We start from the raw sequence: 23,663 nt of genomic DNA on the forward strand, positions 1-23,663 counted from the left end.
TCTTAGGAAGGAAATTATAATGATAGAAGTTCTAAAAAAAACATGTTTCTTTAAAGGTATATCTGAAAAGGAAATAGAGAATATATTGAAAAGTGAATTATATTTAGTGAGAGATTATAAGAAGGGCGAAGTAATAGCTAATCAAGGAGAGAAATGCAGTAGCTTATCAGTAATTCTTGAAGGAAAAGCTGTAATTCAAACTATATATGAAAATGGAAAGGTATTAACCTTAGCCAATTTTAATGTAAGTGATGTATTTGCAGAAGCCTTATTATTCTCAAAGGATAAGGAATATCCTGCTACAGTTATGGCAGTTGAAAACTGTAGGGTACTATCTTTACCAAAAAAAAGTGTTTTAGGAATAATGCAAAAGAATGCTAAGTTCGCTGAAAATATGTTAGAACTTTTATCACAGAAAATAGTTATCTTAAACAGAAAAATTAATTTAATAGAGTTAGATTCTATCAGAAGAAAAATATGCAAAATACTATTAGATAATTATAAGAGAAATAATAGTTATATATATAAAATAGCTTCAAAAAAAGAGTTAGCTGAAGAACTTGGAATACCAAGACCATCTCTTTCTAGAGAATTAATTAAAATGAGAGATATGGGCCTTATAGATTTTAATTTAAAGGAAATAAAGATAATTGATTTAGAAGCTTTAGAGGATGAATTTTTTGCATAAAAAACAGGGCAGATTCTAATAAAAGAAATCTGCCCTATTATTTTGGGTATATATAAATTGTAAAGGGATAACTAATTTATATATTAATTATAATTCTAATTTTTAATAAATTAAAGAGTTTAGTGGAAAAAATATTTATTTGTAAAAATTTTGTGGAAATTTGTATAAATATAAGATAAAAATTGCATAAATACATTTTAGATAAAATCTATATACTTAATATTAAATTTATGGTAGAATTATACTATAATTTATTTAATGTGCTGAGAGATTTAGAGATAAGCATAAAAATAAGATACGTCTTATTTTTGTGCTTTTTTTGCATTCTTTTATAATTTTAGCCTAATTGAGAATAACTAATTATAAGAATAGATATAGACATTAAGAAGAAGGTAAAATCTATAACATAAAATTAGTATTAAATATAAAAATCCCATAAGGTCATTAGATTTTAATTTAAGTAATTTAGAAATGAATTACGTCCTTAATTGTTAATTATTAATTGTGAAATATTAATCGAAAAATGGAGGTATTAAGATGTATGATGTTGTAATAATTGGTGCAGGAATAATAGGAGCATCTATACTTAGAGAATTAAGTAGATATAATTTGAAAGTAATAGCTCTAGAAAAAGAAAATGATGTAGCTATGGGGACTACTAAAGCCAATTCAGCTATTATTCATGCAGGGTATGATCCTAAAAATGGTACTTTAATGGCTGAACTTAATGTTAAAGGTAATGAGATGTTTGAAGAGCTATGTAAGGAATTATCTGTACCATTTATAAGAAATGGCTCCTTAGTATTAGCTTTTAATGAAGAAGAGCTTAATTCAATAAAGAGCCTTTATGAAAATGGAATAAAAAATAATGTGAAAGATCTTGAGATAATAGGAAGAGATGAAGTGTTAAATCTTGAACCTAATATAAGTGCTGATGTTTTAGGAGCTTTATATGCTAAAACAGGTGGAATTGTTGGTCCTTTTGAATACACTATTGCCTTAGTAGAAAATGCTATAGAAAATGGTGGAGAAATAAAGATTAGGGCTGAAGTAGTAAAGATAGAAAAAGATGAAGTGTTTACTATAAAACTAGCTAATAATGAGGAAATAAAGACCAAATATGTAATTAATGCAGCTGGAGTTTATTCAGATGAAATTCATAATATGATCTGTAAAGAGAGTTTCAAAATTACTCCTATAAGAGGGGAGTATTATGTATTAGATAAGGAAGAAGGGAAGAACTTTACTCATACTATTTTTCAATGTCCATCTAAACTAGGAAAAGGTGTATTAGTAACACCAACAGTGCATGGCAATTTAATAGTTGGGCCTAATGCAGAAGAAATAGAAGATAAGGAATCAATTAAAACTACAGCTGATGCCTTAAGTTTCATTAAAGATAAGGTAAGCAAAACTACTGAGGCTATAAATTTTAGAAATTCAATTAGAAATTTTGCTGGACTTAGAGCAGAAGCTAATATGCATGATTTTATCATAGAAGAAAATAGTGATGTAAAAGGATTTATTGATGTGGCTGGGATGAAGTCGCCAGGGTTATCTGCAGCTCCAGCCGTAGCATTGAAGATAGTAGAAATTCTAAAGGATTCAGGATTAAATTTGGTAAAAAATAGAGATTTCAATCCATATAGAAAACAAATTAGATTTATGGAATTGCCTATAGAGGAAAGAAGTAAACTTATAAAAGAAAATAAGGCTTATGGCAGAATAGTTTGTAGATGTGAAGAAATAACTGAAGGTGAAATAGTAGATGCAATTAAAAGATCCTTTGGGAATATCACTTTAGATGGTGTTAAGAGAAGGTGTAGACCTGGAATGGGAAGATGCCAAGGAGGATTTTGTGGACCTAGGGTACAAGAAATTATAGCAAGGGAGCTAAATATACCTTTAGAGGATGTACTTCAAGAAAAAGATGGCTCCTACATTTTAACTAGGAAGTCAAGATAGGAGGGATATTAATGTATGATTTAATAGTAATAGGTGGAGGACCTGCAGGACTTGCAGCTGCATATGAAGCAAACTTAAATGGTGTAGAAAGTATATTGATAATTGAAAGAGATAAAGAGCTTGGAGGAATATTAAATCAATGTATTCATAATGGATTTGGTCTACATACCTTTAAAGAAGAACTAACAGGTCCAGAATATGCGGACAGATTTATTAACTTAGTAAAAAATACGAATATTGAAATAAAACTTAATACCATGGTAATAAATATGGAAGGAAAGAAGATCCATGCTATTAATGATGTTGAAGGATATATGATATTAGAAGCTAAGTCTATAATACTTGCTATGGGTTGTAGGGAGAGGACCAGGGGAGCAATTGCAATACCTGGGGATAGACCTTCAGGAATATTTACAGCAGGAGCTGCACAAAGGTATATAAATATAGAAGGATATATGCCAGGAAAGGAAGTAGTTATACTTGGCTCAGGAGATATAGGATTAATAATGGCAAGGAGGATGACATTAGAAGGAGCAAATGTGAAGGCTGTAGTAGAGCTTATGCCTTACTCTAATGGATTGAATAGGAATATAGTACAATGTCTTGAAGATTATAATATTCCTCTATATCTTTCTCATACCATAACAGACATAATTGGAAATAAAAGATTAGAAAAAGTAGTGATATCAAAGGTTGATGAAAATAGAATACCTATTAAAGGTACAGAAATAGAGTTTGAATGTGATACATTATTATTATCTGTTGGTCTAATTCCTGAAAATGAGTTATCAAAAAAATCAGGAGTAATATTAGATAATAGAACTAATGGACTAATAGTAACTGAAAGTATGGAAACTAATGTTGAAGGCATATTTGCTTGCGGGAATGTAGTTCATGTTCATGATTTAGTAGATTTTGTAACAGAAGAAGCTAAAAATACTGGAAAGGCAGTAGCTAAATACTTAAAGGAGGGGTTGAAAAAAAGTTCATACTTGAATATAGTTAATAAAAATGGAATTAACTATACTGTGCCTCAGAAAGTATCTGTTGCAGATATAGATACTAATATTACTATTTTTATGAGAGTTAATAATGTTTATAAAGATAAAATTATAAAAATAATGGCAGGTGAAAAAGAAATTGCAGTATTTAAGAAAAAGCATCTAGCACCTTCAGAAATGGAAAGAATAGTCTTGAAGAAATCAGTATTAGAAGGCTTAAAAGAAGACTTATCAATTTCATTAGAATAAAATAAGAGGAGGATTAGTATGATAAAGAACTTGATTTGCATTTGTTGTCCAATGGGTTGCCACCTAGAAGTAGATATAGATGAAAAATCAGTAAAAGGAAATAGCTGCAAAAGAGGAGAAGAGTATGGAATAATGGAAGTTACAAATCCTATAAGAATTGTAACTACAACTGTAAAATTATTAGATAGCAGTGAAAACTTATTACCTGTAAAAACTAAAGAAGGAATACCTAAGCATTTAATATTTAAGTGTATGGAAGAATTAAAAAGAATAAAGGTTAAGGCGCCTATAGAAGTAGGTGATATAGTTTTGAAAAATATTTTAGATACTGGAATAGATGTTTTATCAACAAAATCTGTTTATAAATAGTAGTATAGGCTGTCTTAGGATGGCCTTAATTATTTTATAGATTAAAGAAAGCTTTGGAGTTAGATTTGGAGTAAGATTTTTATATGTAGGTATATATAATTTAAATGTTTTGTACGGCAAAAAACTTAAGATTTTTTGACTTAAAAACACGAATGATAATGTTATTTAATTGACAATTTTTTGTGCTAAGGATAAAATTATAGTAACTTTTTGGTTAAAAATAATATGTAGGAGTTGAAGTGTATGAAGGCTATTTTAACAGTAATCGGACAAGATAAGGTGGGTATAGTTGCAGGTATTAGCAATAAGTTATTAGATTTAAATATCAATATTTTAGATGTTAATCAAACTATAATGGACAAGTATTTTACAATGATAATGATGTTAGATTTAAGAGAATCAAATACTCCTTTTGATGAAATTAAGAGTTCATTAGTTGCAAGAGGAGAAGAACTTGGAGTAGATGTAAAAATTCAAAGAGAAGAAATATTTAATTCTATGCATACCTTATAATTATTATATTGGGGGTTAAGAAATGAACAGCAATAATATTTTAGAAACAATAAAGATGATTGAAGAAGAAAAATTAGATATAAGAACTATAACTATGGGTATATCCCTATTAGATTGTATAGATTCAGATGGAGATAAGGCTAGAGAAAAAATTTACAATAAAATTGTAAGTAGTGCAAAGGACCTAGTTAAGGTAGGTAAAGAAATAGAAAATGAATTTGGTATTCCAATAGTAAATAAAAGAGTATCAGTAACTCCTATATCAATAATTGCAGGAGCAACTGATGAAGAAAATTATGTTAAGTTTGCTGAAACTTTGGATAAGGCAGCGGAAACCTTAGGAGTAGACTTTATTGGAGGTTTTTCAGCGTTAGTTCAAAAAGGTTACACTAAAGGAGATAAGATTTTAATAGAATCAATACCAGAAGCACTAGCAAAGACTAGTAAGGTTTGTTCATCAGTAAATGTAGGTTCATCAAGATCTGGAATAAATATGGATGCAGTTAAACATATGGGAGAAATCATAAAGAGAACTGCAGAAAATACTAAGGAAACTAAGGGCTTCGGTTGTGCAAAGCTTGTAGTATTCTGTAATGCTGTTGAAGATAATCCATTTATGGCAGGGGCCTTCCATGGTGTTGGAGAAGCAGATAAAGTTATTAGTGTTGGAGTTAGTGGACCAGGAGTTGTTCAAAGAGCTATAGAGAAAGTTAAGGGAGAATCTTTTGATGTAGTAGCGGAAACTATTAAAAAGACTGCCTTTAAAATAACTAGAATGGGACAACTTGTTGCTAAGGAAGCTTCTGAAAGATTAGGAGTTCCATTTGGAATAGTTGACTTATCTCTTGCACCTACACCAGCAGTTGGTGACTCTGTTGCACATATATTAGAGGAAATGGGACTTGAAGTAGTAGGAACTCATGGAACTACAGCAGCTCTAGCTTTACTTAATGATGCAGTTAAAAAAGGTGGAGTTATGGCATGTAGCCATGTTGGAGGATTAAGTGGTGCATTTATACCAGTTTCAGAAGATGCAGGTATGATAGATGCAGTGCTAAATGGATCACTAAACTTAGAAAAATTAGAAGCAATGACAGCAATATGTTCAGTTGGACTAGATATGATTGCAGTACCTGGAGATACACCAGCTGAAACTATAGCAGCTATGATAGCAGACGAATCAGCTATAGGAATGATAAATAATAAAACTACAGCTGTTAGAGTTATACCAGCACCAGGATGTGAAGTTGGAGATTTAGTTGAATTCGGTGGATTACTAGGAACAGCACCAGTAATGCCAGTAAATAAATATTCTTCATCTCTATTTATTCAAAGAGGTGGAAGAATACCAGCGCCAATTCACTCTTTTAAAAATTAAAGAATTAAAGAATTAAAAAAATATAGATGGAACTCAGCTTAGGCCGAGTTCTTTTTGTTTTTCAGTAATTCTGAAGGAGTGAAATCATTAATTAATAAAAGGTATTCTTTAGCATTGCTAATATAATTTTTTAAAATAACCTTGATTATTGACATTTGTGAATATAGAAAATAAGAAATTTATATCTATATAATTGTAAAATATTTGAAAATGGATATAATAAAGAAAAGGATTGCGATTTTAAATGTATAATGCAATTAAATAGATGGAGTATAAATCAATATAGTATAAAAGCCATGTATATAATACTTAAATAGTATTAAAGGAATACAAGGTAACTTATATATTATGCGTAAAAGGTCAATTAAGGAGCGTTAAGATTATTTATAATTTTAAAATAGAAGGAGGACTTTATATGTTTAAAAAAATATTTTCAATGTTTAGTGATACAATTACTAAGTTTGAAAATAAGTATGATGTTGAATTTAGTGTAAGACCTCAAGACATAACTAGTGAGATAGTCAATGTTAATTCAGAATGGCTAAATGATGCTAATTTGTTTGTTGAGTCATTCAATAATACAACTATTCCCCAAAATGCAAGGGTTACTACATCTCAAGCAAATAGCGAAGCGCTTGCAAAGACGGATGCGATAATGTACTCTATCAATAGAGCCACATTTAGTATTCAAAGAAATCCTTCTCTTAGCTTTAGCAAGGAAGCTCAGTATATGTTTGTTTCTCATTACATCGACAGATATGAATACTATTGGAGCACTGAAGATGAACGACTACTTTTAGATGGGCCAAGCCTATCAGGTGAAGATGGATATTTAGCTTCCATTGTTTAATCAATCACGTGCTATTCTTTCTAAAGATCCAACATTAAAGCTTTCTGAAATGTACGATCGATATATGGAAGATGAGGGATTAATGAATATGTATACTGAGACTGATAAAAGTATAATCGTAAGAACATCATTGTCTATTTTAGGAGCATTTGTTATTGGTGGACCAGCAGGGGCAGTTACAGCTGCAATAGGTACAATAACTGGAGAAGCATTAAGTTTTACAATAGATACCTACACCAACTTTTTCAACTACACTACGTGGGTTGGATTGCGATATGGATTTAGTGGGAGATATGCAAATAGAATGTGGTATTACTTAACAGGAGAGGCAAACTAAAAGGTGATAATATGACTATTACTCAATTTTTACCTTGGATATTACCAAGTATGATTATAACAGCATTAGTAACGTATCCCTTGATTTATGTCAAAGCATTAGGACGCACATACAAGAGTAGTAAATATTATGTATCACCTGAAAAAAGGGGTTGGAGTATTTTGACTATAGGAGATATTTGTGCGTGGATTTTCATTATTATATGGGTGCCAGTATTTTTTTAATAGGAATGAATATTACAGCTCCATCAATAGATGCATATCTTTCTAATATTTCTTTAACTTCAGAGGATTATAAAATGCCTATATATGAATATGTTCCACTAATTATACTTCTTATAATGGGACCATTGGGCTCCGAAATAGTTCGTGTTTTTGTAAACAAAAGATTTTAAATAATATATATAAATGAAAGAATGAAAGAATGAAAGAATTATGGAAGAAACTCAGCAGAAGCTGAGTTTCATTTTTGAAAAAATTATTTTCAGTAATTCCGAAGGAATTGCATCATCAATTATTCATTTTTAAATTTTCATTCTTCATTAATTAGGGTAGCCTATGGCTACCCTAATTATCTATGTAGTTTTTAACATTTTCCAATACAGAATCATCACCGACATAAACTATAATGTCATCTGTGTTAATTATAAAATATGGGCCAGGGGATAAGAATAAATCACCATCCCTTTTAACTGCAATTATAGTTGCTTTTGTATTATGCCAAAAGTTTAACTCACCAATGCTTTTTCCCACAGCAAAACTGTCTTTTTTTACTATATTCTCAAAAGGAATAATAGAGCCAACATTTCTAAGCTGAGTAGCAAATTCAATAATGGAAGTTATATTCTTTTCAAGCTTTGTATCAATTTCTTTTCTCATCTTTATTAAGTCGAAGGTTTCATTATTTAGACTTGTGAAATCTGACTTAGTTTTGAATTTATATAAAAATTCTTTGGCTGAATTCTTGTTTTTAATGATAATACCACTTTTCTCATTAACAGTAACTACATCCATATCCTTAAGTAAGGCTAAAGATCTTCTTATAGTCTCTGGAGAAACATTATAAATACTTACTAAAGTAGTTCTTCCAGTGATTTTTTCGCCTTCAAGGAACTCATTATTTACTATTCTATAAGCTATATCAATTGCTATTTTAATATAATTAGGTGTTTTAGTTTGTTTAGACAAAAGTAACCACTCCTTTACATAAAAATTCTATCATACTAAATTAGGAAAATCACCAAGTTTTATAATATAGTTTAAATTTTATATAAAATAATTCGGAATAATAATATCTAATATAGTAGATAATTTTAATAAAGTAAATAATTCCAATTTGTATAATATAAATATTTAATCACATTGAATTTAGATTTTACTTAGCCTATAATTTAGTTAACTATATGTTTCAAATACTATTATATAAGTATAAGTATAAGTATAAGTATATGATAGTAAAAGTTAGTAGGCACATCTAAACAAAATATAAAAATTGAAAGACTATCATTTAATTTTTATATAAATTACTTAAATACTAACATTACTTAAAGACTAATAATTTGAAACTTAATTAAGCAATATAGATATTTATTAAAACTTATATAGTTGAAGATAGAGGTATAAGGATGAATAAGGAAGGTTTAAAATTAGAAAGAAAAATTTTAGAAGAAAAAAGAGAAAAAATAAATGAAGAACTTTTGGAGAAAAGAAAAAGTTATGATTTTATTGAAGAAAAGCTTAGAGCTTTAACTAAGGAAGCAAAAGGTAGCTATAATGAGGAGAAAGAAACTACCGAAAAAATCAGTTCTTTTTTAAAGAAGGATATTAAAAGTTACGAGGAAGCTATGATGGCACCTTATTTTGGTAGGGTTGATTTTAGAGAAACCAAAGGTCAAGATGAGAGCATTTATATTGGTAAACAATCTATTAGTTCCACTACAGATGGCGAAGAGATAGTAGTGGATTGGAGGACACCAGTAGCAGATCTTTATTATAGTGGTACAGGCGGATATTCTTACTATAAAGCTCCTAACGGCATAATTGAAGGAAACCTTTCTTTAAAAAGAAAATTTTTATTCAAGGACAGTAAACTAGAAGAAATATTTGATGAAGGAATAAATGAAATTATAGTTAAAAGTGGTTTAGAAGAAACTGATTTGGTAGATGAATTTTTAAAAATTAACCTTGAAGAAAGTAGAGGGAAAAAACTTAAAGAAGTAGTTGCAACTATTCAAAAGGAGCAAAATGATATAATAAGATGGCCCAAAAATCTTCCTATAATAGTTCAAGGATCTGCTGGATCTGGAAAGACTACAGTGGCATTACATAGACTTGCATACTTAATATATAGGTATTCAGAAGTTATAAAAGGTAAAGATATATTAGTTTTAGCTCCAAATAAATTATTCTTAAACTACATTTCTGATATACTTCCAAACTTAGGGGTAGAAGAAGTAAATCAAACTACTTTTCAAGAGCTTGCATTTAAGTTTCTAAAAGCAAAATCAAAGGTAAAAAATAAGGACGAAAAGCTTAGGGAAATAATTGAAAATGAAGATACTTTAAAAAGTAGACTTATCATTAATTCTTCTAAAATTAAAGGAACATTAACTTTTAAGGCTATTATAGATAGATATATAGCTATTTTAGAAGGGGCTTCAGTTGATATAGATAATATTACGGTAGATGGATATATTCTATTTAACAAAAGAGAAATAATGAGACTTTATTTAAAGGATTTAAAAACTTATCCAATAAATAAGAGAAAAGATGAAATAAAAAGATATTTAAATTTAAAATTAAAAGAAAAGATAGAGATACTTTGCCTTCAAGTGGACTTAGATTGGGATGGAAGAATTAAGGAAATAAAGAGAGAACTTGAAGATGGTGAAGAAAGACGAAAAAAACTTATAGAAGTATATTCAGAGAGAGATGCTATAAAAGATAACATAAAAAATAATTCTAAGAAAATAATGAATGAGTATTTTAAAGAGTGGCGTGGTATTAACTCTAAAGATATTTATTTAGATTTATTTAAAAATGAAGAATTATTTGAAATGGCAACTATGGGTAAAATTCCAGAAGAAATATCTGATTTTATGAAGAAAGAAGTAATCTTAAATTATTCTAAGGGAATAATAGATGAAGATGATTTAGGACCTATATTATATATACACATGTTACTAGAAGGAATTGATGAGAAATATAAATATTCTCATATAGTAGTAGACGAGGCTCAAGATTATAATCCTTTCCAAGTTTATTTAATAAATAGATTAACAAAGGGGAATTCATTAACTTTAGTTGGAGATATAGGTCAAGGTATCTATTATTATAAAGGAATTAGGGATTGGAAGGACATTGTTGATAAAGTTTTTGAAGGAAATGCTACTTATATACAGCTTACTCAAAGTTATAGATCTACAGTAGAGATAATTGATTTCGCTAATTTAGCTTTAGAAGCACAAAAATTAGATTTGAAAAAGGCAAAACCTGTATTAAGACACGGGGATGAACCGAAGATTATAAAATGTTCAAATGAAAAAGATGCTGCAGAAAAAATTTATGCTGTAATTGATGAAATAATTAATAATGGGAAAAGTAGTATAGGAATAATAACTAAAAGCTTAGAAGAAGGAAAAGCATTAGAAAAGATATTTAAAAAGAATAAAAAGCTAAATATTACCTTAGTAAAAGGGAATGAAAAAGAAAATAATGATGATATAGTAATAATCCCATCTTACTTAACTAAAGGATTAGAATTTGATGCTACAATAATTTATAATCCAAGCAAAGAAAACTATAGCGATACTTTATTAGATCAAAGGCTTTTATATGTATCGTTAACAAGAGCTCTACATTATGAATATATAATAGAGATAGATAATATTTCAACTCTAATAAATCAATAATACTATAATAGGGAAAAAAGTAGAAAAATATAATAATAGGTCGAAATCCAATTGTTTGACTAATGAGTTTATGGTAAAATATTACTAGTGATACGAAGGACTAATTGAAGTTGGAGGTAGGGATATGTCACAGGAAAAGTTAAAAGATAGCATTTATTGGGTCGGAGTTAAAGACCCAGATCTAAAAATATTTGATATAATAATGGAAACAAAAAAAGGAACAACCTATAACTCTTATGTAATTAATGATGAGAAAGTAGCAGTTGTAGATACTGTAAAAACAGGATTTTATGATGAATTTAAAAAGAATTTAGTTAATGTAATTGGAGATAAAAAAGTAGATTATGTTATTGTTCAGCATACAGAGCTAGATCATAGTGGATCTTTAATTAATTTAATAGAAGATTACCCAGATATAAAGATAGTTGGAACAAAGGCTGCAATAACTTATTTAAAAAACATTTTGAATAGAGAATTCGAGTATATCGAAGCTAGAGAAGAAATATCCCTTGGTGAAACTACTCTTAAATTTATAACTGCTCCAAATTTACACTGGCCTGATACTATGTTCACTTATGTAAAAGAAAGAAATATGTTATTTACTTGTGATTTTACAGGCTCACACTATTGTCCAGAAGGAAGTATAGTTTCAAGTTTAAATGAAGATTACTTTGTTGAAATGAAATATTACTTCGATTGTATAATGGGACCATTTAAGAGATTTGTATTAATGGGACTTGAAAAGATTAAAGGTTTAGAGTTTGATTGTATAGGAACTAGCCATGGTCCTGTTCATATAGAAAATATCGACAAGATATTGAATCTATATAGAGAATGGGCTACTGAAGAAAAAGTGGACGATAAGAAGGTAGAAATATTCTATATTACTGCTTATGGAAATACAGAAGAAATGGCTAAATACTTAAAGAAAAAGGTAGAAGAAAAAGGTTATAAAGCAGACATAACAGAAATAACTTCTTTACCATTAGAAGAAAGCATGGCAAAGATTGAAAAAGCAAAAGGATTTATGATAGGGTCACCTACTATAAATCAAGATGCTGTTAAGCCTTCTTGGGATTTATTATCCCATGTTAGCCCTATAATGAATAGAGGAAAGGCTGCACTTGCTTTTGGATCCTTTGGCTGGAGTGGAGAAGGAGTAAAAATGTTAACAGCTAGACTTAAAGATCTAAAATTAAAGACTGTAGATCCAGGATTATCATTCTGTTTTGTACCATCAGAAGAGGATTATAAGAATGCTGATGAAGCAGTAGAAAAATTTATCTCTTTAATGTAATTAGAAAGTAGCAAAAAGGTAGTTGTGAAATAAATATAACTATATAATATAAAATTTTATAACAATTTAGATTTATAGGAGCTATTGTTTTAGTGGATTAAAATCCTCTAAAACAATAGCTCCTATTTATATTCAAGTAATTTGAACAAATTATTACATTAATTCTTTCATTTTTCATTCTTCATTTTTTATGGTATGAGTTTTTAGAAGTACTCATATAATAGACTATATTTGTATAAGTTGTAATAGATATTCTATTAAATTTTAATTTTATAATTTCAGATTAATGTAGATTATTAATAGAAATATGGATATGAATGAATTTATTTGTTTTTTTTATTCCCTATTGAGGCTCATAAGAATATTTATATAGTAAATAAATTAATAAAGGGGGGAACTGCTTTTTTTGAATTGCTAAGTCAATTTGAAGGTAGGAATATTATGATTAGAAAATTAACTTTTGATGAAGTGAAGTTTAATTTTGAATTCAAGCAATTAGAAGAAAAGGGAACAGTTACTACTATTCCTGAACTAGATTCAGAATATGAAAAGATAGGAAGAGCTCTTAATATAAAGAAGGAAGGTTACAACATTTATTTAATAGATTCATTTTCAAAAGAGAAATTAGAAAAGCTTATAGCATATATAAAGGAGCAGTATAAGTATTTACCACCTCCTAACGATGTTTGTTATGTTATATTAGAAGATTATAAAAAGCCAGAAGTTCTTTTCGTAGCTAATGGAAGCGGAAAGAAATTAGTTGAAGCATTAAAAGAAGTTAGAGATGGCTATATTGATATAGTTGAGGAATTTTATAATACATCTTCTGAAGATGAAAAGGATGAACTAATAGAAGAAGTACAGAGTAAAAGAAATAATTATATTAATGAATTAATGGAAGTAGCTAAGAAAGATAATTTTGAAGTAAAGATTACTAGTAAAGGCTTTGCTTTTATACCATTATTAAACGGTAAGGCAATGAGCGAAAAAGAGTATGATACTTTAGAAAAAAATAAAAAAGACAGTATTGTTGCAAAAGCTACTGTTTTAAAGAAAAAAGCTGAAGTAGCTCTTGGAAAGATAAAAGAAATAGAGGTAAGCTCTATAACTAAGATAAAAGAGATATACAGTGATTATCTATCTAAGGAAATGGAGTCTATTAAGGATAAGATATTATTTGAATTTATTGATGACGATAATGCTTATGAATATCTTGAAAAACTATTTTTATTAGTTGAAAAGGAAATAATAAATTCATATACTATGAGCCTTGAGGATGATGAAGAAAAGATTTATGATGCTATAAATAAATATAATATTCACTTATTAGTAGATAATAGTTCAAGTTGCTCTCCACCTGTGATATTTGAAGAAGATCCAAGTATTAATAATTTAATGGGTTTTTTAGAATTCGAAAATCATAGTGGAGTTTACACAACAGATATATCCTTAATTAATAGCGGTTCATTACTAAGAGCTAATGGAGGATGTTTAGTATTAAGGATGAATACCTTAGCTAGTAATGGTTATGCATATTATCATTTAAAAAAAGCATTGATGACTAGTAAAATCACTTATGATATTTCTAAGGCTTATTATGATGTTATTTCTATTAATACATTAAAACCTATGCCTATTCCAATTAATGTTAAGGTTATCTTGATTGGAGATATGGAGACTTATGATAGTTTATATAGTTTAGATGAAGACTTTGGGAAACTATTTCAGCTAAGGGCAGAGTTTTACCCCATAGTAGAATCTAATTATAATGTAGTGTCATATATTAAAAGATTAATTAGTAAAAAAATAGATGAAAATTTATTACTACCTATCTCTGAAAAAGCAGAAAAAGAAATAATAAAATATCTTGCTAGAAAAGCAAATAGCAAAACTAAGGTAAATGTAGATATTTCGGAGATAGATAAGATTTTAATATTATCAAATGATGCGGCTAAGAGCAAGAATGGAGATATAATAGACTCTAATGATGTTAGAGCTGTTGTATATTCTAGAGAAAAGTTTGAAGAGGAGTATGATAAATTATATAAAGAAGAAAAAATACTAATTTCTGTATTAGGTGAAAAAATAGGAGTTATCAATGGATTATCTGTTATTAATAATGGATATTACTCTTTCGGAAAACCCCTTAGAATAACATGTGTCTCTCATAAAGGTACTGGCAAAATAATAGATATTCATAAAGAAAGTAGATTAAGTGGGAAAATTCATGAAAAGTCTATAAATATCTTAAAAGGTTTATTTAATAGTATTATTGATCCCTATGATGATATTCCTGTAGATTTCTATTTAAGCTTCGAACAAGCATATGGAATAATAGATGGTGATAGTGCCTCAGTTGCTGAAGCAATTTGCATTTTATCATCTATTAGTAAAAGACCAATAAAGCAAAATATTGCTGTAACAGGTTCAATAAACCAATTAGGTGAAGTTCAAGCTATTGGAGGAGTAAATGAGAAGATAGAGGGATTTTTCAGGGTGTGTCTGATGATAGATAATGCCAAAAATAAAGGAGTATTAATACCATCATCTAATATTGATGAATTGATATTGATACCAGAAGTAGAGGAAGCTATTGAAGCTGGAGACTTCAATGTTTATACGATGAGTAGTCTTGATGATGCTATTGAAACATTATTACTAGATGAAAATGAGACCTTGGAAGAGTTTTATTTAAGTATTAAAAATGAAATATATAAATATAAAAAGTAATTAAGAATAAAAAAGAATGGAAAATTAAGAATTTAGAAAGCAATTTCTTAAAGAGTATTAAATAAAGTTGCTGAAAAGCTATCTTTAAAATTTTTTGATTCTTTAAGTTTATTGAAAAACCCCCTGTTTAAAGACAGAGGGTTTTTTTATTAGTTGATATTAAATTTAATTTTTAAATTATAAACCTATCTTTGTGATATAGTTTAATATCTTTTTATGAAAAATAAATTTATATTAATAATTTAAAGATAAATTTACAGTATATTACATAATTGTGTTTGACTATGAATAAAATAGTATGTTAAAATTATGGAAAAGAGTGGAAATTTATCTGGAGGAGGTGAAGGCTCTAAGGTTATTACTTTGGAGTTTAAGTATGTATTTAAAGTTTGACAAAGTAGAGAATAAATTAATAGTTAGTTTAATGGGAGAGTTAGATCATCATAGTGCTGAAGAAGTTAGAGTAAAGATAGATGACAGAATAGATAGAGATAACATAAAAAAAGTTATATTAGATTTTAGCGGGGTTACTTTTATGGATAGCTCAGGTATAGGGGTAGTAATAGGGAGACATAAGAAAATGAAAAATAGAGACGGAAAGATGTGTATAGTTGAAATTAACAAATCAGTAAACAAGGTTTTTGAGATTTCAGGTATGTATAAGCTAATTGATGTTTATAGAAATGTTGATGAAGGTATAATGAATATTTAGTGGAGGGTTTAAAATGGTGGATAATAAAATTAGTATAGAGTTAATGAGTAAATCTCAAAATGAAGGATTTGCAAGAGTTGCGGTAGCTGCCTTTGTATCTCAATTAGACCCAACTATTGAGGAACTATCAGATGTAAAAACTGCTGTATCAGAAGCTGTAACAAATTCTATAATTCATGGTTACGAAAACAAAAAAGAGGGAATAATAAGAATAGAGGCTAGCATTTCTGGAAATGAAATAACAATAATTGTAGAGGATTTTGGAAAAGGCATTGATAATATCGAACAAGCGATGGAGCCATTATATACTTCTAAGCCAGAGTTAGAAAGGTCAGGAATGGGTTTTACAGTTATGGAATCCTTTATGGATAATTTAGAAGTAGTAAGTGAAGATGGAAAAGGAACTAAAGTTATTATGAAAAAGAAATTTGATACAGTAAGTTAGGTGAAATATATGGAAAATGGAAGTATGAGAAAAGAGGTGTATAATTACGAAGAAAATTCACAATTAATACCTCTAGCCAAGGAAGGTAATCAAGAGGCTATGAACAAGGTTATTGAAATGAATTTACCTCTTGTTTCATCCATTAGCAAAAAATTTCTTAATAGAGGCTATGACTATGAGGATATTTTCCAAATAGGGTCTATAGGTTTAGTTAAAGCAATTAATAACTTTGATGACAAGTTTAATGTTAAGTTTTCAACTTATGCGGTTCCTATGATTATAGGAGAGATAAAAAGATTTATCAGAGATGACGGAATAATTAAAGTAAGTAGAAGCGTAAAAACATTAGCTAGGAAGCTTCATTTTGATAGAGAAGCTTTAACTAAAAAATTAGATAGAGAGCCTACTATTGATGAATTATCCGAATACTCAGGAGTAGAAAAAGAAGAGATTATGTTTGCCATAGAATCTTCAGTAAATATGCAATATCTTTATGATACTATTCATCAGGATGATGGAGCACCAGTTTTACTTATAGATAAATTAAGTGAAAAAGGCGAAGATGATAGTGATATGATTAATAGGATTGCACTAAAAGAGGCACTAAGAAGCTTAGATAGTAAATCGAGACAAGTAATAATGCTTAGGTACTTTAAGGATAAAACTCAAGTACAAGTTGCTAAGCTTCTAGGGATTAGCCAAGTTCAAGTATCTAGAATTGAGAAGAAAGTATTAGTTATTATGAAGGAAAAGCTACAAGAGTAAAATGTTTATTTCAAATGAAAATTTTGTTGAATTAAGTAGAATAAAATACCAAATTACTATAAATAGTATCTTGCTAATTTATAGTAATTTGGTATTTATTTTTTAGATTTATTTAATTTTGCAATTAAATTCCAGTGTTATATTTGTATAAAGTGGAATAATAAACTTATAAATATTTGAAAGGAGAATTATTATGCTAAAGAAAAAAAGGCCTACAGAGAAGCAAATACAAGAGAAGTTTCAGACTATTGCTGAACAAACTAATCCAAAACCTAAAATAGCTAGAAATTGTTCCAGAGCTTTTTTAGTTGGAGGAGCTATTTGTACATTAGGTCAAATCTTTCAAGAGTTGATGATAAGTTATGGTTTTCCAGAAGATGAGATAAAAATGCTTCTTCCTATAATAATGGTATTCTTAGGAGCATTACTAACTGGAGTTGGAATATATGATAAGATAGCAACCTTTGCTGGGGCAGGAACTGTAGTACCTATAACAGGGTTTTCTAATGCAATTGTTGCTCCTGCGATAGAATTTAAAAGAGAAGGGTTTGTATTTGGAGTTGCAGCAAAAATGTTTACAATTGCTGGACCGGTATTAGTTTATGGAATAGGTAGCTCAGTAATAGTAGGAGTTATTTATTATATAATTCAACTATTTACATAAGAAAGGTGAAAGTTATGAGCAATAATGATACTACTAAAAAAGTTGGAAAACAAACGGTTAAGCTTAATAATCCACCTAAAATAGTGAGTACATATTCAATAGTTGGGCCAAAGGAGGGCGAAGGTCCTTTAGGTGGATATTTTGATGAAATACTGAATGATGATTTATTTGGAAAAGAGAGTTTTGAAAAAGCTGAAAGTGAAATGATATATACTGCTATTACTTCTGCTATTAATAGAGCAAATTTAAATGAAGAAGATATAGATTATCTTTTTGCTGGAGATTTATTAAATCAATTAACATCTTCATCCTTTGCAGCACGAAAGCTTAATATACCTTTTTTTGGACTGTATGGAGCTTGTTCTACAATGTCAGAATCATTAAGTGTTGCTTCTATGATGATAGATGGAGGTTTTGCTGACTATGTTATTGCAGCAACATCATCTCATTTTAGTTCGGCAGAAAGGCAATTTAGATTTCCATTAGAATATGGAGCTCAAAGGAGTCCGTTAGCTCAGTGGACAGTAACTGGTGCTGGAGCAATGGTTTTAGCAAAAGAAGGGGATTTTCCTGTGGTTACATATATAACAACAGGAGTGGTTAAGGACTATGGAATAAAGGATCCTAACAATATGGGAGCAGCTATGGCACCTGCTGCAGTAGATACTATATCTATGCATTTTAAAGATACAGGAAGAGAACCTAAATATTATGATGCTATAGTTACAGGTGATTTAGGGAAGGTTGGTAAAGAAATTATAAGTAAACTATTATTAGAATATGGTTATGATATAAGACAAAACTACTTTGATTGTGGAGATATGATATATGATGATACAATGCAAAAAACTGACTCAGGTGGTAGCGGATGTGGATGTTCTGCTGTAGTTTCATGTGGATATTTTTATAAAAAGATGATTAGAAAAGAATTGAAAAATATGTTATTAGTATCAACAGGTGCATTGATGAGTACTACTTCCTCATTACAAGGAGAAAGCATTCCGGGAATAGCTCATGCAGTTGCAATAGAGTTTAATGAATAGAAGGGAGACGGTGCTATGACTTATGTAAGTGCATTTATAGTTGGCGGTATTATATGTGTTATAGGACAAATTCTAATGGATACAACTAAATTAACTCCTGCCAGAATATTGGTTATTTTTGTTACAGCAGGAGTTATACTAGGAGCCTTTGGAATATATGATAAGTTAGTAGAAATAGGAGGGGCAGGGGCTACCATTCCTTTACCTGGTTTTGGAAATTCTTTAGCTAAAGGTGCTATAAAGGCTGTTAAAGAGCAAGGACTTTTAGGCGCTTTTATAGGAGGAATATCAGGAACAGCGGCAGGAATAACAGCTGCAATTTTCTTTGGATATCTTATGGCTTTAATATTTAATCCTAAGACAAAAAGTTAATATATAAAAAAAATCTTTTAAAAAACAATTTAACAATTTATACTATAAGTGTTAGATTGTTTTTATTTACTCTTTAGGAAAATATATTAAAGGAGAATTTATAGATAATTTGATTCATATTGGTAATTTTATCATTTTTAAGAAAGGAGAAGTGTAATGAAGGCTTATTATAATAATACTTGGATCAATGCAGTGGAAAATTTAGGAAGTGATGTACATAAAGGTCTAGATGAGGTTGAATGTAATATAAGAAGAGAAAAAGAAGGAAATAAGCTTTCACTTCCATATAAAAAGGGATTATTAAATTTAATATTAGAATTATTAAAACAAAGGTATTTATATGTATTTATATTAGTTATAGGCTTTTTCTTATTTTATAAATTTTATTCAATGGCTATAATAACAACATGTTTAGTTTTATCTATATTAATAATGAAGATATATCATGATGTATTTAAAGAAAAAGAGATAGAGATTCTTCAAAATTTAAATACTACTCAAGTTCTGGTTCTTAGAGAAGGGGTTGAAAAATTAATTGAAGCAGAATCTCTTGTAAGAGGAGATATAGTATATTTTAGAAAAAACTCTATAATAGCTGCAGATATTAGAATAATTGATTCAGAGGGCGTTAAAGTAGATGAAAGAGGCGTAACAGGGGATAACTTCATTAAAGAAAAGTATTCTGTTAAGTTAGAAGATGAGGTTAGTAGCATTGGTGAAATTAGTAATATGCTTTTTAGAGGATCTGTTATTAAGGATGGACAAGGGAAAGGTGTAGTAGTTGAAGTAGGAAACAACACACAACTTGGAAAGCTAGTAAAAATAATAAATAATATAAATGTTAAAAAAGATTTAACTGTAAAGAGGTTACAAAATAAAATATTAAATATTGCTTTATGCCTTATATTGGTACAAGCTAATCTAATGCTAATTTTCCCAGGGAAGTTCAGTGATAAGATGATACTTCTTGCGCAAGGGGTATTTTCAATAGTTAGTATATTAATACCTTTCATAATAATTTATTATGGAAAAGCTATAAGAAAAAAGACATATGAAGAAGATAACATTGAATTAAATAATTTTTCAGTTTTAGAGCTATCTAATAAAGTTAAGATTTTCTTCTTAGAAAAAGTAGGAAACTTAAGTAAAAATGAGCTATATGTAGACAAGCTATATACTAATGAGCAAATATATAGTTCTAACAAAATAGATACAGGCGATATTAATTTAAGAAGACTTATAGATATTTCTATTATATGTAATAATGCAAAGTGCAATAATGATAATAATTGGACTAAGGGTACTATGCATGAAATAGCTTATGCTAGATATGGAATGGATAATTCAATACATAAAGGAAGTTTGGATGTGGCAAATAGAAGGAAATTTGAACTTCCTAGATCTTCGAGTAAGGATATAATTACTACAGTAAATAAGACTAAAAGAGGATATAGGGCTAATTCTAGAGGAAACCTAGAAAGTATTTTGAACTGCTGTACACATATACTTACTAATGGAATTGAGAGAGAGTTAACATCAGAAGATATAATTAAAATAAAACTTGCTGATTTAAATTTCTCTAAAGAGGGGTTAGTTACTGAAGGTTTTGCTTATAGAAGTTTTAATTATCAGCCTTCACAGTTTGAAAATATAGAGAGTAATTTAGTATTTGTAGGAATTATTGCTTTAGAAAATCCATTGTTTGAAGACGCTCCAGATGATATAAATGATGTTTTAAATGCTGGAATTTTACCAGTTATTTTCACTGAAGATAATAAGTTTCAAGCAGAAGTATTTGGGAGGAAAATTGGTCTTATTTCTAATGAAGACCAAATTACATCAGGAATTGAGCTAGAGTCAGTAAGTGATGAGGAATTAATAAATATAGTTTCTAAGGCGAGAATTTATTGTAGGATAAGTCCTGAACTTAAAAACAAGATAATTTCTTTATATAATAGTGATGGGTATAATTTTGTTGCTGAAGGAAAAACTTTAGGGGATTTATCTTTAGTAAGTTTAGCTAAAGTTGGAATAGCAAAAGAAAACTTTTCAATGCTACTTAGAAAAATTGCTGATATTCATACTGAAGAAAGTAGCATAAAAGCATTTTTCAATTTAAGAAAGAGATATAGAGAAGTAGAGGGTGGTATAAATAGAGGGATTGTTTTTTATACTTTAATAGTATTATCAGAAATCCTAATGCTTAACTTCCAATACTTGTTCACATCAGGGAAATTAGAGGCAGAATATTACTTAGCATTAATAAACTTTATTATAGCAACTCCAGTAATTTTAATAAATGCTCTTTATGGCAAGGATGGGCATAGTAATAAAAAATTAATACTAAGAGGATTGATGTTTATTATAATTCCATCATTTGCAATTTACTTCTTAAAAGAAAGTTATAGCTTAGTAGTGTTATTTTTATTAGGTGGAATGAGTATTATAGATACTATAATTAATAGCAAAATATTCTCAAAAAACAACATGAATGCACTTAAATTATTGTTAATTTCAATATTAGTATATGCTTTATCTATAGTAGCAGTAATATTTATATATAAAGTAACATTTACTCCTATAATTTTAATAATATCAGCTTGGTTATTATTTATTTTCTTATTAGGAGGTTTAATTATTAGAAAATGGTAAGACTTTAAATGAGGTGAGCCATTTGTATAATAAGAACAAAGAAAATATACTACTTCATATTTTTATTTCGTTTATTTTATCATCAATTTCGTATTTATTATTCTTTAAAAATAAATGGCTAGCAATTATTATTGTTAGCTGTTTTTTTATTTATTATATTTTTAGGTCAATTAATGAAAAAAGCTACCTTTATTTATTATTATCTTTATTTTTAATAATACCAATAATAAGCAATTTTATTTATTATAATGTAAAGTTTGATAAGAGAGAAGAAGTAAGGATATTGAAAGTTTATAGTTACGGAGGCCTTGGTGAAATAGATGGTAGAAAAGTATATTTATTTGGAGATATAAGTGATACAGGTATTGGGAAGAGAGTAAATGCTATAGGAGAATTTAGATATGATGCTAATATAGAAAAAGGTATCGTAGGTGATTATACTATAGAAAGTATAGAAGTAATGCCATTAGATTTTAAAGGAAGGCTCTTTAAAATTAGAGAAGATATATTTAATAAGATAAAAGAAAAAATAGGGGGAAGAAGGGCAGCATTAGTAACTTCTATCGCTTTTGGATATGATGAGTTCTTAGATAAAGAAGATGAAGATATAATGAAGAATTTAGGGGTATTACATGCTATATCTGTATCTGGACTACATATGGCTCTTGTATACTCAATACTAAAAAAGTTACTTGGAGAAAAATCAGCAATTGTTGTTTCAGTAATTTATGTGCTTTTTACTGGAGCAGCTGCATCAACAGTGAGATCTTATATAATGTTACTTATATTAAGCTTGGCACCAATGGTTAGAAGAAATTACAATCCAGTAGCTTCCTTATCTTTAGCAGGGATAATACTAATTATATATAAGCCCTACAGTATATTTGAAATAGGCTTTCAGCTAAGTTTTCTAGCTACTTTAGGAATAATTATTTTTAATAAAAGCTTAAATAAAAAATTATATAAATTGCCTAAGTCAATAAGAGAGGGAGCAGCTATTTCACTTTCTGCACAAGTTTTTACAGTCCCGCTCATGATTCTATATTTTAGAGAATTTTCTATAGGCTTTTTACTAGGGAATTTAATATTAATTCCATTAATAAACGTTGTAGTTATATTAGGAAATATTATAGTTCTATTCTATAAAATACCTCTAATATTTAATTATTTAAGTTTCCTTCTTTATTATTCAACTTTAGGAATAGACTATTTATCAGAAAAATTACTATTATTTTTACCAAAATCCTTCTATCTTAATGATTTAATAGCTTTAGCCTATATAATTGTTATGATATCGTCTTACTTTTATAAGAATGGGCATAAAAGAGCAATTTATTTTAACTTTATATTTATAGTTTATCTTATGGTTAATATGTACAGTCCTATACCTAAAATGGAATATTATAAAGATGGTGTAATGACTATTAGTTATAAAGGAGAAAGACAGGTATTTCTATTGAAAGATGGTGTTAATATTGAAAAATATAAAAAGATTTCACTTTCTAATAATATAAATAAGGACTTTAAAATTGTTAAACTAAAAGGAAATGTTAAGATATATAAAATGAAAAATAATTTAATATTAAATTATGATAATAAAGAATATTTAATTAATTTATCCAAAGGGAAAATCACCTCTAATTATGATATAATAGATTGCAAATATAGTAGCTATAGTAAGATAATATTGTTTAATAATGACGTTTTAGTTTTTAATTAAGAA

The 23,663-nt window shown here is 28.5% G+C and carries 21 protein-coding genes; 20 read left to right on the plus strand and 1 reads right to left on the minus strand.

The features are described from left to right. Positions 1-19 precede the first annotated feature (19 nt). The 9 genes from GPX08_RS12440 (at position 20) to GPX08_RS12480 (ending at position 7,744) form a co-directional block, all read left to right on the plus strand. Positions 20-688, plus strand: a complete 669-nt coding sequence (locus GPX08_RS12440) for a cyclic nucleotide-binding domain-containing protein (protein WP_156627128.1) — start codon at positions 20-22, stop codon at positions 686-688. 537 nt (positions 689-1,225) lie between these two features. Continuing rightward, on the plus strand, positions 1,226-2,653 hold the full coding sequence (locus GPX08_RS12445; protein WP_156627129.1) for an FAD-dependent oxidoreductase: 1,428 nt from the start codon (positions 1,226-1,228) through the stop codon (positions 2,651-2,653). Positions 2,654-2,664: 11 nt separating this feature from the next. Continuing rightward, a complete protein-coding gene (locus tag GPX08_RS12450) occupies positions 2,665-3,903 on the plus strand; it encodes an FAD-binding protein (protein ID WP_156627130.1) in 1,239 nt (412 codons plus the stop codon). 18 nt (positions 3,904-3,921) lie between these two features. Further along, positions 3,922-4,272 (plus strand): DUF1667 domain-containing protein, encoded by a 351-nt coding sequence (locus tag GPX08_RS12455; protein ID WP_156627131.1) that lies wholly within the window; start codon positions 3,922-3,924, stop codon positions 4,270-4,272. 243 nt (positions 4,273-4,515) lie between these two features. Beyond that, on the plus strand, positions 4,516-4,785 hold the full coding sequence (locus GPX08_RS12460) for an ACT domain-containing protein (protein WP_136003407.1): 270 nt from the start codon (positions 4,516-4,518) through the stop codon (positions 4,783-4,785). Positions 4,786-4,807: 22 nt separating this feature from the next. Beyond that, entirely contained in the window at positions 4,808-6,163 is a 1,356-nt protein-coding gene (locus GPX08_RS12465) for a DUF711 family protein (RefSeq protein ID WP_156627132.1), read from the plus strand. Positions 6,164-6,578: 415 nt separating this feature from the next. Further along, positions 6,579-7,013, plus strand: coding sequence for a hypothetical protein (locus GPX08_RS12470; protein ID WP_156627133.1), 435 nt, complete (start codon positions 6,579-6,581; stop codon positions 7,011-7,013). Next, positions 7,006-7,350 carry a hypothetical protein gene (locus GPX08_RS12475; RefSeq protein WP_156627134.1) on the plus strand — a complete coding sequence of 115 codons (345 nt, stop codon included), beginning with the start codon at positions 7,006-7,008 and terminating at the stop codon, positions 7,348-7,350. The genes GPX08_RS12470 and GPX08_RS12475 overlap by 8 nt, the downstream gene beginning before the upstream one ends. Positions 7,351-7,534: 184 nt before the next feature. After that, a complete protein-coding gene (locus tag GPX08_RS12480; protein WP_156627135.1) occupies positions 7,535-7,744 on the plus strand; it encodes a hypothetical protein in 210 nt (69 codons plus the stop codon). Positions 7,745-7,916: 172 nt separating this feature from the next. Here the strand turns inward: GPX08_RS12480 and GPX08_RS12485 are convergent, their stop codons facing one another. Continuing rightward, positions 7,917-8,537 (minus strand): GntR family transcriptional regulator, encoded by a 621-nt coding sequence (locus GPX08_RS12485; RefSeq protein ID WP_156627136.1) that lies wholly within the window; start codon positions 8,535-8,537, stop codon positions 7,917-7,919. A 437-nt stretch (positions 8,538-8,974) separates the two neighbouring features. Here GPX08_RS12485 and GPX08_RS12490 point away from each other — a divergent pair, with 437 nt between their 5' ends. From GPX08_RS12490 to GPX08_RS12540, 11 genes are all read left to right on the plus strand, one after another. Continuing rightward, entirely contained in the window at positions 8,975-11,260 is a 2,286-nt protein-coding gene (locus GPX08_RS12490; protein WP_156627137.1) for an AAA family ATPase, read from the plus strand. Positions 11,261-11,384: 124 nt separating this feature from the next. Then, the gene (locus GPX08_RS12495) at positions 11,385-12,557 is read left to right on the plus strand and encodes an MBL fold metallo-hydrolase (protein WP_156627138.1); all 1,173 of its coding nucleotides are present in this window, start codon (positions 11,385-11,387) and stop codon (positions 12,555-12,557) included. Positions 12,558-12,998: 441 nt separating this feature from the next. After that, positions 12,999-15,287 carry an AAA family ATPase gene (locus GPX08_RS12500; protein WP_156627139.1) on the plus strand — a complete coding sequence of 763 codons (2,289 nt, stop codon included), beginning with the start codon at positions 12,999-13,001 and terminating at the stop codon, positions 15,285-15,287. Between the two features lie 376 nt (positions 15,288-15,663). Next, a complete protein-coding gene (gene spoIIAA, locus GPX08_RS12505) occupies positions 15,664-15,999 on the plus strand; it encodes an anti-sigma F factor antagonist (RefSeq protein WP_156627140.1) in 336 nt (111 codons plus the stop codon). 13 nt (positions 16,000-16,012) lie between these two features. Further along, positions 16,013-16,444, plus strand: a complete 432-nt coding sequence (locus tag GPX08_RS12510) for an anti-sigma F factor (protein ID WP_156627141.1) — start codon at positions 16,013-16,015, stop codon at positions 16,442-16,444. Positions 16,445-16,453: 9 nt separating this feature from the next. Beyond that, positions 16,454-17,209: an RNA polymerase sporulation sigma factor SigF gene (sigF, locus tag GPX08_RS12515; RefSeq protein WP_156627142.1), complete on the plus strand. Its 756-nt coding sequence runs from the start codon at positions 16,454-16,456 to the stop codon at positions 17,207-17,209. A 193-nt stretch (positions 17,210-17,402) separates the two neighbouring features. After that, complete coding sequence (gene spoVAC / locus GPX08_RS12520; RefSeq protein WP_156627143.1) at positions 17,403-17,873, plus strand: stage V sporulation protein AC; 471 nt, start codon at positions 17,403-17,405, stop codon at positions 17,871-17,873. A gap of 14 nt (positions 17,874-17,887) precedes the next feature. Next, positions 17,888-18,916, plus strand: a complete 1,029-nt coding sequence (gene spoVAD, locus GPX08_RS12525) for a stage V sporulation protein AD (RefSeq protein ID WP_156627144.1) — start codon at positions 17,888-17,890, stop codon at positions 18,914-18,916. A gap of 15 nt (positions 18,917-18,931) precedes the next feature. Then, a complete protein-coding gene (gene spoVAE, locus GPX08_RS12530; protein ID WP_156627145.1) occupies positions 18,932-19,288 on the plus strand; it encodes a stage V sporulation protein AE in 357 nt (118 codons plus the stop codon). Positions 19,289-19,444: 156 nt separating this feature from the next. Continuing rightward, a complete protein-coding gene (locus GPX08_RS12535; protein ID WP_156627146.1) occupies positions 19,445-21,940 on the plus strand; it encodes a hypothetical protein in 2,496 nt (831 codons plus the stop codon). Positions 21,941-21,962: 22 nt separating this feature from the next. Further along, on the plus strand, positions 21,963-23,660 hold the full coding sequence (locus GPX08_RS12540) for a ComEC/Rec2 family competence protein (RefSeq protein ID WP_156627147.1): 1,698 nt from the start codon (positions 21,963-21,965) through the stop codon (positions 23,658-23,660). Positions 23,661-23,663 lie beyond the last annotated feature (3 nt).

This window comes from Clostridium tertium (assembly GCF_902652255.1).
Taxonomy (GTDB): domain Bacteria; phylum Bacillota; class Clostridia; order Clostridiales; family Clostridiaceae; genus Clostridium; species Clostridium tertium_A.

What these genes read in the sequence shown, in the direction of transcription:
- GPX08_RS12490 (WP_156627137.1), top strand. Translation starts at nt 8,975, where the DNA reads ATGAATAAGGAAGGTTTAAAATTAGAAAGAAAAATTTTAGAAGAAAAA.
- spoVAC (WP_156627143.1), top strand. Translation starts at nt 17,403, where the DNA reads ATGCTAAAGAAAAAAAGGCCTACAGAGAAGCAAATACAAGAGAAGTTT.
- spoIIAA (WP_156627140.1), top strand. Translation starts at nt 15,664, where the DNA reads ATGTATTTAAAGTTTGACAAAGTAGAGAATAAATTAATAGTTAGTTTA.
- sigF (WP_156627142.1), top strand. Translation starts at nt 16,454, where the DNA reads ATGGAAAATGGAAGTATGAGAAAAGAGGTGTATAATTACGAAGAAAAT.
- GPX08_RS12450 (WP_156627130.1), top strand. Translation starts at nt 2,665, where the DNA reads ATGTATGATTTAATAGTAATAGGTGGAGGACCTGCAGGACTTGCAGCT.
- spoVAE (WP_156627145.1), top strand. Translation starts at nt 18,932, where the DNA reads ATGACTTATGTAAGTGCATTTATAGTTGGCGGTATTATATGTGTTATA.
- GPX08_RS12465 (WP_156627132.1), top strand. Translation starts at nt 4,808, where the DNA reads ATGAACAGCAATAATATTTTAGAAACAATAAAGATGATTGAAGAAGAA.
- GPX08_RS12495 (WP_156627138.1), top strand. Translation starts at nt 11,385, where the DNA reads ATGTCACAGGAAAAGTTAAAAGATAGCATTTATTGGGTCGGAGTTAAA.
- GPX08_RS12455 (WP_156627131.1), top strand. Translation starts at nt 3,922, where the DNA reads ATGATAAAGAACTTGATTTGCATTTGTTGTCCAATGGGTTGCCACCTA.
- spoVAD (WP_156627144.1), top strand. Translation starts at nt 17,888, where the DNA reads ATGAGCAATAATGATACTACTAAAAAAGTTGGAAAACAAACGGTTAAG.
- GPX08_RS12460 (WP_136003407.1), top strand. Translation starts at nt 4,516, where the DNA reads ATGAAGGCTATTTTAACAGTAATCGGACAAGATAAGGTGGGTATAGTT.
- GPX08_RS12500 (WP_156627139.1), top strand. Translation starts at nt 12,999, where the DNA reads ATGATTAGAAAATTAACTTTTGATGAAGTGAAGTTTAATTTTGAATTC.
- GPX08_RS12470 (WP_156627133.1), top strand. Translation starts at nt 6,579, where the DNA reads ATGTTTAAAAAAATATTTTCAATGTTTAGTGATACAATTACTAAGTTT.
- GPX08_RS12445 (WP_156627129.1), top strand. Translation starts at nt 1,226, where the DNA reads ATGTATGATGTTGTAATAATTGGTGCAGGAATAATAGGAGCATCTATA.
- GPX08_RS12535 (WP_156627146.1), top strand. Translation starts at nt 19,445, where the DNA reads ATGAAGGCTTATTATAATAATACTTGGATCAATGCAGTGGAAAATTTA.
- GPX08_RS12440 (WP_156627128.1), top strand. Translation starts at nt 20, where the DNA reads ATGATAGAAGTTCTAAAAAAAACATGTTTCTTTAAAGGTATATCTGAA.
- GPX08_RS12510 (WP_156627141.1), top strand. Translation starts at nt 16,013, where the DNA reads ATGGTGGATAATAAAATTAGTATAGAGTTAATGAGTAAATCTCAAAAT.